Here is a 14,645-nt window from a genome sequence, read left to right as displayed (position 1 = left end):
AAGTTGTGCTCTTTTTCATTTTTTGTGGTATTATTTTAATATATCGCACTTTTTTAGAAAGGGGAAATGTAGGCTTGAAAGGAACTGTTGTTCTAACCTGGCTTGAAACAATTGGAAATATATGGGGAGAGGATGTTAAAAAGTATGCAAGGCAAGGTATGGGACTTGACGAGTCGGTTATAATTTCACCAACAGACGATATTGACGATGAGCTTGTTCACAAGATGATTGAAAAGGCGTGCGAAAAAGCAAATGTCCTCCCTTCGCAGATGTGGAGAGAGATTGGTAAAAATAACATAAAAACATTTAGTAAATGGTTCCCTTCATATTTTCAAAGACTATCACTAAAAGGCTTTTTAGAATACATGGACGATGTTCACAGCCAGCTTACCCGAATGATAAAAGGTGCAAAACCGCCCCGAATAATCTTTGAAGAAATATCGCCAAATGAAGCCTACATAACATATGTGTCCAAAAGAGGATTTTACGATTATTTCCTTGGTCTTCTTGAAGGAAGTGCTGAATTTTTCAATGAGAAACTGGATTTTGAAGAGCTTGAAAGGTACAAAGATGAAGAGGGATTTTATCATTTAAAAATTAGAATTAGATTTGAAAAAACAAATCGAAAGGTTAAAAAAGCCTACTTCAATATAATAGCGGGTTTAGGTTTTATAAGGTCTTTGGAGTTCAAGATTTCTATATTCTCATCAATCGCAGTCATAGTTTTAAGTTTTATACTCGAGTCAAACAAAACTGAATATGCCAGCCATCTTCTTACGGCAGGCCTCACTTTTATAACCACATTCGTTGCTGCGTTTTTTATCCTAAGACCTCTAAAGCCTATTTATGATGAGCTAAATTCTCTCAAGAACTTGGATTTTAGCGGCTCACTGATTATAAAGACAAATGACAAATTAGAAAACTTTGCAAAAATGTTAGCCACAACAAAATCTTCTGTTAAAAAAGATTTGCTTTTGCTCAAAGGTGGAAGTGACGAGATATACAGTTTCTCTAAGAACATAAAAGAAATTGCTGATAAGATGAAAAGTCTTTCTGATTCTGTTGCTGGAATTGTAAATGATGTTGCTCAAGGTGCTATTCATCAGGCAGAAGAGATTGAAAAGGCTATAACAACTCTGAATGAAAATATAGAAAATCTAAAATTAATTGTGTCACAGCAAACTCAGACAAAAGATATTTTGACAGACGTCAATCAAATACTTAATAATTCTGGAAAAGACATAAGTGAAGCTGCAAAAGATATAAACATAATTAGCACGGAGTTTTCTGAGATAGTTCAAAAAGGCAGTAAACTTTCTGAAGAAGCAAATGAGGTCATGAAGATAACATCAACAGTTGCAGAAATTTCAAACCAGATTAACATGCTTGCGCTCAACGCTTCAATTGAAGCTGCAAGGGCTGGAAATGTCGGTGTTGGATTTGCAGTTGTCGCAGATGAGATAAGAAAGCTTGCAGATAGCACAATGTCTTTTGCAAAGACAATTAACAAAAACCTCAAAACATTTGTGGAGGAGATTGAAAATCTGTCGACTATTTTGACCCAGCAGGTCGAAAAACTCACAAAGAGCGAATCTACTTTAAATGACGTTGTGAATAGGAACAACCAAAACATTGAAAGAATATCAAATGTGGTTGAGACTTTAATTTCGCAAATTGAATCTCTTTCCCAGGAAGCCGAGAGGATTTCAAACGTATTTGAAACAATCACATCTCTTTCGGCAATATCTCAAGAAAACTCAGCATCTGCTCAGGAGATGGCAGCTTCAATTTCTATGTATGCAGAGAGTATAAAAGAACTTTTGAACAAGGTTGCCGACCTTGAAAACCTTTCAAATGTGTTTAAAGAAGAGCTTTCAAAATACCGATTATAAAAATAAAGGGGAGGGTTTTGAAAATGTGCAAAACTTTTATAGCTGCAATTTTAGTTGACAACAGGCTGCACGATGCACCAAAACTTCAGGAGATTTTGACAAAACATGGATGTATTATCAAAACAAGACTTGGAATTCATGAGGCAGGCGAGAGCTGTTCAAACCAGGGACCTATCATCTTGCACATGCAGGCAACAGAGGATGAGATAAAGGCATTTGAAAACGATGTGAAACAGCTTGATCATGTGAAACTTCAGTATATGAATCTTGAATGCTAAAGGCTTTTAAAAATAAAGTAGCTTGAGGGGATTTTGTTATGGCAATTTATAACGTTCAGGATTTAATTGTGCAGAAATTTTCCCAGATAGTGCAAAGAATATCAAGCAAAACTAACCTGCCCCAAAATTTTAAAGATATATTTGTGCAGAGCTTTGAAAATGCCGTTCAAACAACCAATGTAGAAACTGATACTCCAATTTTGAGCACACAGGCAAAAACTGCAGATATTATTTTGAACAAAAGACTTGGCAGCTACAACTTGCAAAGCTCAAGCTATGCTTTTGAGCCTTTGACCAACAACAAATTTAATCTTAGCAAAGACGACATAATATCAATCGCTACACAAAAGGCAAAACAATATGGAGTTTTGCCAAGTTTAGTATTAAGCGTAATTGAAGCAGAATCAGGTTTTCGTCAAGATGCAGTCTCTAAGGCTGGCGCAATTGGTCTTATGCAGCTGATGCCCCAAACTGCAAAATCCTTAGGTGTAAATCCATATGACCCTATTGAAAACTTAGACGGTGGTATAAGATACTTGAAGGAAAAAATTGAAGAGTTTGATGGAAACATTGAACTTGCACTGGCAGCTTACAATGCAGGTCCAGCAAATGTTTTAAAGTTTGGTGGAATTCCACCGTTTGATGAGACTATAAACTACGTTCAAAGGGTGCTTTTACTTTCTCAAAAATACAGAGAATATGATGTATAATCTCCCTCTTCAGTTGCACACATTAATAGAAAGAGGGGGAGATTAAAAATGGTCAGAACAAGAAAGCTGTATAATCGCCAAAGAAGTAGATACAGCATGCTCAAGGCAAAAAAGAATATGCTGTGTATGCTCGGCTCTTATCTTACAGGGCTTTTTAAGGGTATGATGATTGGAATGATAATCGGGAAAAAACTCAGAAAAGATTAAAAGGTTTTTCAAAAATTCTTAGCGCCACCTTGTAAAATGGCTCAAAAGAAAGTGGGGTGGCGTTTTTATTTTGCGCAATTCTAAATTGATTTTTGACACAAAGTATTCTATACTGTTTATTTGTAAAAAACAAAAGATTTTCATAGGGGGCAAAAAAGAAAAATGCGACTTGGTATTGTTGGACTTCCAAATGTAGGCAAGAGTACTCTCTTTAATGCAATAACAAAAGCGGGTGCAGAAGCTGCCAACTACCCGTTTTGTACGATTGAACCCAACGTGGGAGTTGTTGCAGTGCCTGATGAAAGACTCGATGTACTTGCAAAGATATACAATCCTGAAAAGGTGACACCTGCTTTTATTGAATTTGTTGACATTGCAGGGCTTGTAAAAGGTGCAAGCAAAGGTGAAGGCCTTGGCAATAAGTTTTTGTCTCATATAAGAGAGGTTGACGCAATTGTTCATGTTGTTCGCTGTTTTGACGACACTGATATAGTCCATGTGGAAGGAAGTGTAAACCCAAGAAGAGACATTGAAACAATCAATTTAGAGTTGATCTTTGCTGACATGGAAGTGCTGGAAAGAAGGCTTGACAAGACAAGAAAACTTGCAAAAAATAACAAAGAAGCAGCACACGAGCTTGAAATCATGGAAAAGATTTATTCTACATTGGAAAGTGGCAAAATGGCAAGAACGCTCAAATTCGATGATGAAGACGATTTGAAGTTTGTAAATTCGTTGAACCTTCTTACATTCAAACCTACAATTTATGCAGCTAACATCTCTGAAAAGGATATTGGAAAAGAAAATGAATATGTAAAAGTAGTAAAGGAAATTGCAGCAGAAGAAGGGTCAGAAGTAATTGTCATCTGCGCTAAAATCGAAGAGGAAATTGCTGCGCTGCCAGATGAAGAAAAGAAAGAATTCTTAAAAGAACTTGGCATTGAAAAATCGGGACTTGACAATCTAATCCAGGCAGGATACAGGCTTTTGGGGCTGATTTCGTTTTTGACAGCGGGAGAAAAAGAAGTAAGAGCATGGACAATCAAAAAAGGAACAAAAGCACCACAGGCGGCTGGCAAAATCCACAGCGATTTTGAAAAAGGATTTATAAGAGCTGAAGTTGTGCCGTTTGAAGTGCTGGTAGAATGTGGCGGGTTTGCCCAGGCAAAAGAAAAAGGGCTTGTCAGGTCAGAAGGGAAAGATTACGTCATGCAAGATGGTGATGTGGTTATTTTCAGGTTCAATGTGTAGATATATTGTATATTGCAAGAAAGGGGCTATCCAATGTATTTTTTGGATTGCCCCTTTTTTATTATTCAGTTAACTTTTTAATATCTTCAAATTCAAGTTTGATTCTTTTAATATCCTCATAAGAACTTATCTTTAATCTCAGCTCGGGATTATCCTGAATTCTTTTCTCCTGTCTTTCCATCTCTATTCTTTGCATCTTTACAAATCTTATACCAATTGTAGATGTCCAGCGAAAGATTGCAGAGGCTACATCCTCAAAGTTTTGAGCTTTTGTTATGACCCCAATCTTGTAAGCAGGCCGACCTTTTTTCATGAAAATTGGAGTAAAATAGACATCCAAAGCACCGCTTTGCATTATCTTCTCAAGTGCAAGCGAAAGATGTTCGCCTGTCATATCATCAACGTTTGCAAATATCTCAAAATAATCACCATCAAAATTCAGTTTTTTTTTCCAACTATAGCTCTCACAACATTGGGAATAGGAAGTTCTTTTGTCCCTGCACCATACCCAATCTTTTCGATGGTCATATTTGGCATTTGGGAAAATGAGCTTGCAACTGCTGCTGCAATCCCAATGCCTGTTGGGGTTATGAGCTCAGATTCAATATCCTTTGTGGAAAGTGGAATACCATTTTGCCTTGCAATCTCTAAAACAGCTGGTGCTGGCACAGGAATAATGCCGTGCATCGATTTTGTAAAACCTCTGCCGTCACAAAGAGGCGAAAAGATTATTCTTTCAGGCTTTAAATAATCTATGCAAAGAGAAAATGCAACAATATCCACTATTGAATCATCTGCTCCAACCTCGTGGAAAGAAATATCTTCTGGATTCTTGCTGTGCACCTTAGCCTCTGCCAAAGCTATCTTCTCAAATATTTTTATCGACATCTCTTTTACAGCCTCTGGCAAAGAGCTTTCTATCAGCATCTTTTTTATATCTTTAAAAGTTCTGTGATGATGAGCATCCTCGCTGTGATGTTCATGGTTATGTGAATGAGTATTTACTATAAATCTTTTTGCCTTAATACCATTTACAAATTTCTCTTCAACCGAAAGCTCAACGTCAAGCTTTAAAAGTGAAATATTTGATTTTATATACTCAAAATCAACTCCACAGTCAATTAGCGATGCAACAAGCATATCACCCGCAAGGCCTGAGATTGCATCAAAATAGAGAATCATAAAAACTTTTCCTCCTCTTTTATTCCTTTTTTACAAGTTCTGATTTGCAAGCGAGTTTATCATATGGGCAACAATGGCTGCACCAAATCCATTGTCAATGTTGACCACACAAACACCGTTTGCACACGAGTTTAGCATGGTAAGAAGGGCTGAAAGCCCCTTAAAATTTGCGCCATAACCAACAGATGTTGGAACAGCAATAACAGGTTTTGAAACAAGCCCAGCAACAACTGATGCAAGTGCACCTTCCATACCGGCAACTGCAACAACTGCGTTGGATGACTGAATATCATCAAGGTGGGCAAACAGCCTGTGGATTCCTGCAACACCAACATCGTACATTTTCTTTACATTGTTTCCTAAAATCTCCAAAACTATAGCTGCTTCTTCCGCCACTTTCAAATCGGCAGTTCCAGCAGACACAACTGCAACGTGTCCTTTTGGATTTTTGATAATCTCAACCCTCTTTGCACAGATAATTCTACCTGTATCATAATATATCACATCATCTTTTAGATGTTCTCTTAAGTACTCATACTGTTCTCTGCTTGCCCTTGTGCCAATAATGTTTACTTCTCCTCTTTCAATCATCCTCTCAAAAATCTTTAAAACCTGCTCCTTTGTTTTCCCTTCGCAAAAGATGACCTCAGACATGCCCTGTCTGAGCTTGCGGTGATGGTCAATCTTTGCAAAGTCAATGTCTTCAAATGGCATCTTGGCAAAAACCTTCAATGCCTCGTCAACCGAAATTTTGCCGTCTCTGACATCCTCAAGTATTCTTCTTACATCCATTTTCTACCTTCTTCCTTTCGTGTTAAATCAGTTCATGCTTCCTGTTCTGTAGCCGGAAAGGTCAAGCGTTACATACTTAAATCCCAAGGCTTTCAAAGCGTTTGAAACTTCATCAAGCAGTTTAAGGTCGAAAAATTTTGAAAGCTCCTCTTTTGCAACCTCAATTCGCGCAATAGCTCCGTGATGTCTTACTCTCACCTGTGAAAATCCTTTTTGAACCAAAAAATCCTCTGCCTTTTCTATCATTTGAAGTTTTTCCAATGTAATTTCATCACCATATGGAATTCTTGTAACCAAACATGCAGAAGAATGTTTTTGATATGTGGAAAGCCCAAATTCTTTCGACAAATACCTTATCTCCTCTTTTGTAAGTCCTGTTTCAACCAGTGGGCTTTTGATACCTTCTTCCTCAAAAGCTTTTCTGCCGGGTCTAAAATCCTGAAGGTCATCTATGTTTGAACCTTCAACTATCTCGTTTAGATTTAACTCCTCTTTTAATACTTTTAACCTTTTTATCAAATCTTTCTTGCAATAATAGCATCTAAGTCTATCATTTTTCATAAAATCCTCATTTGAAAAAACGTCTCTCTCTATAACAATCAGCCTTGCCCCAATGTCTTTTGCAAGCTTTGCTGCATCTTCCTTTTCCCTTTGCGGGCTCAAAACTGAACTTGAAAACACGGCGATGGCTTTTTCCCCCAGCACATCAAACGAAACCTTTAACAAAAATGTAGAGTCAACTCCCCCCGAAAACGCAACAAGCACGCTTTCATAGTCTTTTATAATTTCTTTTAGCCTTTCAAGTTTTTCATATGCAATTTTTTTATCGACCAACGTTTTAACCCCCGCCTTTTTTAGTTTACTTGCTTGCAAGTTTAATTGCAAACCATCCTTCAAAGATTGCTCCTGGCTCTAAGTAATAAAACTTGTTATTGATATATCCTTCATGTTCGCCCATCCAGGGCTCAACACATACAAAGTCAAAATCTTTTAAAGACCAAACCACAATGTTCTTGAAATTTTCATCTTTCAAAAGCACTATTTTTTTATCCCTGTCAAGAGTAATTTCAACTTCGCTACTTCCTACATCCAAAAAGTCAAGGTTGACCTCAGGTTTTGAAAAATCAATCTCTTTGAAATCCTGAAGATCAATAAACCTTTTTTCAACATCGTCAAAGCACTTTTCACATTCAAGCTTGAGAGTAAACTCGTCTTTATTGCACAGAAAATAAGGATGAAATCCTGCATAAAAAGGCATTATACTACTGTCTTCATTCTTAACAATCATCTTCACTTCAAACATTTCATCGCTCAGTAGATATTGAAGCAAAAGTTCAAAATCGTATGGATAAAATCTCTTTGTAAATTCGTTACTTGAAAGCCTCAAAATTATACCATTTTTATCTGGCATGTCAATGTAACCTGCTATGTTGAAACAGCTGTCTCTTGCAAAGCCATGATTTTTCATCTCAAACTCTTGACCTTTGAAAAAAATCTTGCCGTCCACAACTCTGCCACATATCGGGAACAAAACTGGTATTCCGCCTCTTATGTTTTTTGTTCTGTCAAAAAGTGTCGCCTCATTCAAATAAAGAATCTCTTTGCCTGAAAGATTGAGTAAAACAACAATTGCACCCCGCTCGGGTGCAACTGTAAAATATGAATTTTTTGTCTTTGAATATATTTTGATAAGATCCAAACCATTTTCATGATATTTTTCTGCAAAGTCCAAAATGGTTTTCCTCCCCTGTATAATACTTCCGACTACTCAACATGAACAGAATAGTTTGGTGCTTCTTTTGTGATATAGATGTCATGCGGATGGCTTTCTCTGACACCAGCCTGGGTGACTTTTACAAACTTTGCCTTTTGTTGAAGTTCTTTTATAGTCCTTGCACCGCAATAACCCATACCAGACTTTAAACCGCCAATTAGCTGGAAAACAGTGTCTTCAAGCGGACCTTTATATGGAACTCTACCCTCAACCCCTTCAGGAACAAGCTTTGAAGCATCTTCCTGGAAATATCTATCCTTGCTTCCTGCTTTCATTGCAGAAAGCGAACCCATGCCTCTGTAAACCTTAAACCTTCGCCCCTGGTAAATCTCACACTCGCCAGGGCTCTCTTCACATCCTGCAAAAAGACTTCCTATCATGACAACATCAGCACCAGCTGCCAGCGCTTTTGTTATATCCCCAGAATACCTAATTCCACCATCGGCAATAACAGGAATACCATATTCTTTTGCAACCTCAGCAACATCCATTATAGCAGTTATCTGCGGCACACCAATACCTGCAACAACTCTTGTTGTACAGATAGACCCAGGACCAATTCCAACCTTTACACAGTCTGCTCCAGCCTCAATCAAATCACGGGCAGCCTCAGCAGTTGCAATATTGCCCGCAACAACCTGAATGTGTGGATACCTTGACTTTATCCTCTTTACCGTTTCAATTACACCTTTTGAATGTCCGTGAGCTGTGTCAACAACAATCACATCAACCTGAGCTTTAACAAGAGCGTCAACACGCTCATCTGTGTCTTTTGATACACCTACAGCAGCAGCACACAGAAGCCTGCCTTTGCTGTCCTTTGCTGCATTTGGGTACTTTACTGCCTTTTCAATGTCTTTTATAGTGATAAGACCTTTCAAATTACCTTCATCATCAACAATAGGGAGCTTTTCTATTTTGTGTTTTTTCATGATCTCCTTTGCTTCTTCTAAGGTGATGCCTTCCTTTGCAGTGATAAGGTTACTTGACGTCATAACCTCTTTGATTGGTTTTGAATAGTCTGTCTCAAATCGAATATCCCTGTTTGTTATAATACCAACAAGCTTGCCATTTACTGTTATCGGAACACCTGAAATGCGATACTTTGCCATGAGCTCCATCGCTTCGTATATCTTGTTGTCAGGGGACAAATAAAACGGGTCAACTATTACACCATGTTCAGACCTTTTTACCTTGTCTACCTCGCTTGCCTGCTCTTCCACTGTCATATTCTTGTGGATAACACCAATTCCACCCTCACGGGCAATGGCAATTGCCATGCGCGACTCTGTTACAGTGTCCATACCAGCTGACATAAGAGGAATGTTGAGTTTTATCGTCTTTGTAAGATAAGTCGAAACATCTACATCCTTTGGCAAAACTTCACTGTATTGAGGTACAAGTAAAACATCGTCAAATGTCAGTGCCTCTTTGATTATTTTGTCTTCAAATGCCATCTCAATCTCAATCTCCTTTGGAAGAATTTTTATCTATAAATTTGGTAAGGCTTTTTCTGGAAGAACTTGTTTATTGCCTGAACTATCTCTTCGTTCGGCTCAAACAAAATTCTTGTTTTTTTACCTTCTACATTAGCAACAATAGCATATACATTCTCCTCACCACTGTTTGACGTGCAGTCAAATGACTGGATAATACTTTTGTCATTTTTTTGAGCATTGAACATACTTGAGTCTTTTGAAGAAATAAAATAGTCAATCTTTCGGATGTCCAAAGACACAACCCTGCTTCGTTTTCTCTGAGCAATTATCTTGTCTATGTCAAGATAGTGGTTTGTTACAGCATATTCATACTCAATGTTGTAGTTTCTCGAAAGATAAATTGCACCCCATATAGCCAAAACTAAAAGAACAGGACCTAAGGTGTTTATGATTGGTATAAAGAATGTTATAAGTCCAACCAACACCCCGCCGATAATAATGAGCACTTGTTTTGCCTTTTCACCAGAGGTCTTTTTTCTGACAATTAGCTGTTCATGGAAAACATCGTTCATAATTTACAATCAACCCTCCGAATAACTCTAATTTTTTAAACAACAAATCTATCTAAAAATAAACTTTTATCACCATCAGTAGTTTTTGTTTTCATCTACTTTACTATTCCTGCGCGACTAAACGGATATACCCTAAACACAACTTTGCCCAAAATATCATCTCTTGGAACATACTTGTGTTCCCAGAACCGGCTGTCGTGAGAGTCGTTCCTGTTATCACCCATCATGAAATAGTGTCCGGGCGGAACTTTGTATGGTCCAAAGCTTCCTACCATGGGTTCTTTTAAATAATTTTCTTTATAGACTTTACCGTTGATGTACAAAACACCATCTTTTATCTCGATTGTGTCGCCAGGAAGACCTATAACTCTTTTGACATATAAAGTTTTTCTATCGTCTGGATACTTGAAAACCACAATGTCTCCTCTTTTGACATCTTCTATATGAAGAACATAACCAAGCTTATATACAAAGAGTCTATCGTTTAGCTGAATTGTGTTGAGCATTGAGCCGGTCGGGACAATCACAAGTGAAAAGACATAAGTGCGCAGGATAAGAGCAATAAGCACTGCACCGCCAATCCATAAAATCCACTCAACTGCTTCTTTTACCACTTTGTTTTGAAGTTTCAGCGTTTGATGCTGTTCCATCATCAATATTCGTCTCCTTCTTTTCTGAAGTTAAAAAATAGAAGCTTAAATATAAGTTTAATTGAATTTATTTGCCAAGTCAATATCAAGAAAATCATTAGTCTTTCAGCTCAACCACCGTAACACCCTGTTCACCTTCACCATATGTTCCATCTCTGAATGATTTTACATGCGGATGCCGTCTCAAAAAATTCCTTATAGCTTGACGCAAAACCCCTGTACCTTTTCCATGGATTATTGTCACCTGTTTTAGTCCCGCTGTGTATGCGTCATCCAAATACTTGTCAACCTCTAAAATGGCATCATCACTTGTTTTTCCTCTAACATCAATGGAAATGTCAATACTCTTTTGAACAACTTCAACACCTTTTTTTGAAGACAATCCCAAGTTTTTAACAGTCGTGTCCTCTTCTATTTCAAATACATCAGATATATTCACAGAAAGTTTCATAATGCCAATTCTAACTGTGAGATTTCCTTTAGAGTCAGGCAGTGATTCAACAAACCCTTCTGCATCAAAGCTTTTGACATATACCTTTTGCCCAAGCCGAAGGTTTTCAGGTAACTTTGACTGCAGTTTTTTCTCTTTTTGTGATGCCTGTTCTATACTCTTTACAAGATTTTCATATTCTCTCTTCTTCTCCTCAAGCTGTTTTAACATCTCTTTTTCCTTCAGGCTCTCTGCAATCTTCCTAAGCTCTTTGAATAGCTTTTCAACCTCATCTTCAACCCTTTGCACAAACTCACGTGCTTCTTTTACTGATCTTTCTTTTATCCTCTGTTTTTCTGCTTCAAACCTTCTTCTTTCTTCTTCCAAGCTTCTCTTTAAGTTCTCTGCCTCAATCTTTAGTTTATTTGCACTTTCCAGGGCTTCTTCCAGTTCTTTTCGTTTTCTTTCCATCTCGTTTATAATGTCAGTCAGCTCCAGCGTCTTTTTAGACATGTAGCTTTTAGCAAGCTCTACTATCTCTTCTTTCAAACCCAAATTGGAAGATATATAAAGCGCATTGCTCATACCGGGAATTCCAATCAAAAGCCTGTATGTTGGTTTTAAAGTATTGATATCGAACTCACAAGAAGCGTTTTCAAATCTCTCTTCCTGCTGAGCAAAGGTTTTAAGCTCTCCATAGTGTGTTGTAGCAACAACTTTAGAGCCTTTTCTGTAGAGAAACTTTAAAATTGCTTTGGCAAGCGCAGCGCCTTCTTCGGGGTCTGTGCCAGAACCAATCTCGTCCAAAAGAACAAGTGTTGAGCTGTCTGCATTTTGTGTTATCTCAATTATATTTTTCATATGCGCTGAAAAAGTTGAAAGGCTCTGAATTATGCTCTGCTCATCGCCAATATCTGCAAATATCTTTGAAAATACACACACCTCAGACCCTTCATCTGCCGGGAGAAACATTCCACTTTGAGCAAGAAGACAGAAAAGCCCAATGGTCTTTAACGTCACAGTCTTGCCACCTGTGTTTGGTCCTGTAATGACAAGAACGTCAAATTCTTTACCCAAATGTACATCAATTGGCACAACCCTTTCTTTTTCAATCAACGGATGTCTTGCTTTTTTGAGATTAATATATCCAGCTGTGTTGAGGATTGGCTTTGAAGCCCGAAATTGATGTGCCCACTGCGCTTTGGTAAATAGAATATCAAGTTCAGAAAGACTCTCGAAATTTTGTTTTATCTCATTATAGTTGCGGGAAATAAGCTGGGAGAGTTCCTGTAATATCCTTTCTATCTCTTCTTTTTCTTCTGACCTCGCAACCCTTATCTGGTTTGAAATTTCAACACACACAAACGGCTCAACAAAAAGTGTTGCACCTGTTGCAGACTGGTCGTGAATAATACCCTTGATGCTGTCTTTGTGTTCAGCCTTCACAGGAAGCAAAAGCTTATCCCCACGAACTGTTATGATAGGTTCTTGCAAAAACCTCTGGATTTTATGGTCTCTTATCATCCTGTTCAGTTCATCTCTTATCCTTGTCTCAAGCCGTCTTATTCTGTCTCTTATCTCTTTTAACCTTGGCGATGCAGTGTCTAAAATCTCCTCAGGAGTCAAAAATGTCTGGTCAATACGGGCTGTGAGCTCTTTAAGATAAAATAGCTTCTCTCGACTGCTTTTTAGATAGCTACCATCTGCATTTGCAAGGTATGACCTTACCTCTTGTGAAAGCTTTAATATTCTGCCCACTGCTAAGATTCCGTGTGGTGTTAAAATTGCCTGTGCTCTTGCCTTTTTCAAAATCAATGAGATATCAGAAAACTCTAATATGGGCGGTCTTCCATATTTTAGTATATAGATAAAACACTCTTCAACCTTGTCAAGTTCTTTTTGGATAAAATCCTTGTCTGTTGAAGGCACAAGATTTTGAAAGTACCTTTTTGCAGGTTCAGAATGTGCTAAAGATATTAACATTTCTAATATCCTGTCATATTCTAAAGCTCTGAAGGTCTTTTGATTCAAGCTTGCATTACCCCTTCTTGTTCAGTTTTTAAATCGCAGCAAAAGTGTCTTTTTTGTTTATTATAGCACACAAGGCTTTCCCTCATAAAGAAAAAAGGACAACATCATGGTCGTCCTTGTGATTTTTTGTTCCATAAATAAACACCTCAAAATCTCTATCTTCTTATTTGTCCGCTGCCATAGATGATATATTTTATAGTTGTGAGCTCTTTTAATCCCATAGGACCTCTTGCATGAAGTTTTTGAGTTGAGATTCCAATCTCTGCTCCAAACCCAAATTCGAAGCCATCTGTGAACCTTGTTGATGCGTTCACATACACGGCCGCAGCATCTACATAGTCCAAAAACTTTTGAGCGTTGAAGTAGTCCTTAGTTACAATAGCTTCTGAATGTTTTGAACCATATTTGTTAATATGTTCAATTGCATCATCGATGCTGTTAACTACCTTAACACCCATTATCAAATCTAAATATTCTGTATACCAGTCATCTTCAGTTGCTAACTTTATTTCAATTCCATTTTTTCTGCAAATTTCAACTACCAGAGAGCATCCTCTTATCTCAACATTTTTTCCTATCAATTCTTTTACAATCATCGGCAAAAATTCTTCTGCAATATTTTTGTGAACTAAAAGCTTTTCAGCTGCATTACAAACACCTGGCCGTTGTGTTTTTGCATTTACAACAATTGCTTTTGCCATCTCAAAATCAGCACTTTCATCAACAAAAACGTGACAGTTTCCAACACCAGTTTCTATCACAGGAACTGTTGCGTTCTGCACAACAGTTTTTATAAGGTTTGCACCACCTCGCGGAATCAAAAGGTCCAAATACTCATTTAATTTCATCATTTCAACAGCAGTCTCACGTGATGTGTCCTCAACAATCTCTATGCTGCCTTCCTCAATTCCAGCCTCAAGCAAACCCTCTTTCATTACCTTTACAAGTGCAATATTTGAGTTTATTGCTTCAGATCCTCCTCGCAAAAGGACACTGTTCCCTGCTTTTAAACACAAAACGGCTGCATCAACAGTAACATTTGGTCTTGCCTCATAGATTATTCCAATTGCACCAATCGGCACTCTCTTTTGACCAATTACAAGCCCGTTGGGACGCTTCCACATAGAAATAACTTCTCCAACCGGGTCAGGAAGTTTTATAACATCCTCAATCCCCTTGCAGATTTGCTTTATTCTGTCCTCTGTTAGCTTTAACCTGTCTAAAAGTGCTCCTTTGATGCCTTTAGAGACAGCATTTTCCATGTCTTTTTGGTTTTCCTGCAAAATAAAATCCATCTTCTCTAATATCTTTTGAGATATGCATGAAAGTGCCCTGTTCTTTTCATTTTCAGAAAGGTTCATGAGCTTTTTTGACGCTTCTTTCACCTTTTTCGCTTTTTCAATCAAATCGCTCATCTTTATTCTGCCCCCTTTGCAT

General features: G+C 37.7%; 15 protein-coding genes. 5 read left to right on the top strand and 10 right to left on the bottom strand.

What is annotated here, in order from left to right; translation table 11 throughout:
• The first annotated feature begins 5 nt into the window (after positions 1-5).
• The 5 genes from CALHY_RS05675 to ychF all read left to right on the top strand — a co-directional run bounded on the left by CALHY_RS05675 (position 6) and on the right by ychF (position 4,338).
• A complete protein-coding gene (locus CALHY_RS05675) occupies positions 6-1,892 on the top strand; it encodes a heme NO-binding domain-containing protein (protein WP_013403024.1) in 1,887 nt (628 codons plus the stop codon).
• A gap of 23 nt (positions 1,893-1,915) precedes the next feature.
• The gene (locus tag CALHY_RS05670; RefSeq protein WP_013403023.1) at positions 1,916-2,170 is read left to right on the top strand and encodes a hypothetical protein; all 255 of its coding nucleotides are present in this window, start codon (positions 1,916-1,918) and stop codon (positions 2,168-2,170) included.
• Between the two features lie 38 nt (positions 2,171-2,208).
• A complete protein-coding gene (locus tag CALHY_RS05665; protein ID WP_013403022.1) occupies positions 2,209-2,880 on the top strand; it encodes a lytic transglycosylase domain-containing protein in 672 nt (223 codons plus the stop codon).
• Between the two features lie 48 nt (positions 2,881-2,928).
• A complete protein-coding gene (locus CALHY_RS13735; protein ID WP_013403021.1) occupies positions 2,929-3,087 on the top strand; it encodes a hypothetical protein in 159 nt (52 codons plus the stop codon).
• 162 nt (positions 3,088-3,249) lie between these two features.
• On the top strand, positions 3,250-4,338 hold the full coding sequence (gene ychF / locus CALHY_RS05660) for a redox-regulated ATPase YchF (RefSeq protein ID WP_013403020.1): 1,089 nt from the start codon (positions 3,250-3,252) through the stop codon (positions 4,336-4,338).
• Between the two features lie 61 nt (positions 4,339-4,399).
• Here ychF and larC2 read toward each other — a convergent pair whose 3' ends face one another.
• The 10 genes from larC2 to CALHY_RS05610 all read right to left on the bottom strand — a co-directional run bounded on the left by larC2 (position 4,400) and on the right by CALHY_RS05610 (position 14,623).
• Positions 4,400-4,732, bottom strand: coding sequence for a nickel pincer cofactor biosynthesis protein LarC2 (larC2, locus tag CALHY_RS14025; protein WP_041723363.1), 333 nt, complete (start codon positions 4,730-4,732; stop codon positions 4,400-4,402).
• A 44-nt stretch (positions 4,733-4,776) separates the two neighbouring features.
• Complete coding sequence (larC, locus tag CALHY_RS14020) at positions 4,777-5,520, bottom strand: nickel pincer cofactor biosynthesis protein LarC (protein ID WP_041723123.1); 744 nt, start codon at positions 5,518-5,520, stop codon at positions 4,777-4,779.
• 30 nt (positions 5,521-5,550) lie between these two features.
• Entirely contained in the window at positions 5,551-6,312 is a 762-nt protein-coding gene (larB, locus tag CALHY_RS05645) for a nickel pincer cofactor biosynthesis protein LarB (RefSeq protein WP_013403019.1), read from the bottom strand.
• A 27-nt stretch (positions 6,313-6,339) separates the two neighbouring features.
• Positions 6,340-7,146 carry an ATP-dependent sacrificial sulfur transferase LarE gene (gene larE / locus CALHY_RS05640; RefSeq protein WP_041723362.1) on the bottom strand — a complete coding sequence of 269 codons (807 nt, stop codon included), beginning with the start codon at positions 7,144-7,146 and terminating at the stop codon, positions 6,340-6,342.
• A 25-nt stretch (positions 7,147-7,171) separates the two neighbouring features.
• Positions 7,172-8,044: an aldose epimerase family protein gene (locus CALHY_RS05635; RefSeq protein ID WP_013403017.1), complete on the bottom strand. Its 873-nt coding sequence runs from the start codon at positions 8,042-8,044 to the stop codon at positions 7,172-7,174.
• Between the two features lie 32 nt (positions 8,045-8,076).
• Complete coding sequence (gene guaB / locus CALHY_RS05630; RefSeq protein WP_013403016.1) at positions 8,077-9,543, bottom strand: IMP dehydrogenase; 1,467 nt, start codon at positions 9,541-9,543, stop codon at positions 8,077-8,079.
• Positions 9,544-9,572: 29 nt separating this feature from the next.
• Positions 9,573-10,097, bottom strand: coding sequence for a DUF6106 family protein (locus CALHY_RS05625; protein ID WP_013403015.1), 525 nt, complete (start codon positions 10,095-10,097; stop codon positions 9,573-9,575).
• Between the two features lie 95 nt (positions 10,098-10,192).
• Positions 10,193-10,750 carry a signal peptidase I gene (gene lepB, locus CALHY_RS05620; protein ID WP_013403014.1) on the bottom strand — a complete coding sequence of 186 codons (558 nt, stop codon included), beginning with the start codon at positions 10,748-10,750 and terminating at the stop codon, positions 10,193-10,195.
• A 94-nt stretch (positions 10,751-10,844) separates the two neighbouring features.
• Entirely contained in the window at positions 10,845-13,208 is a 2,364-nt protein-coding gene (locus tag CALHY_RS05615) for an endonuclease MutS2 (RefSeq protein WP_013403013.1), read from the bottom strand.
• Positions 13,209-13,363: 155 nt separating this feature from the next.
• On the bottom strand, positions 13,364-14,623 hold the full coding sequence (locus tag CALHY_RS05610; RefSeq protein ID WP_013403012.1) for a glutamate-5-semialdehyde dehydrogenase: 1,260 nt from the start codon (positions 14,621-14,623) through the stop codon (positions 13,364-13,366).
• Positions 14,624-14,645: the final 22 nt, after the last annotated feature.

The organism is Caldicellulosiruptor hydrothermalis 108 (assembly GCF_000166355.1).
GTDB lineage: Bacteria > Bacillota > Thermoanaerobacteria > Caldicellulosiruptorales > Caldicellulosiruptoraceae > Caldicellulosiruptor > Caldicellulosiruptor hydrothermalis.
The sequence above is the reverse complement of the archived record's forward strand: the minus strand, read 5'-3'. Positions and strand labels throughout refer to the sequence as shown.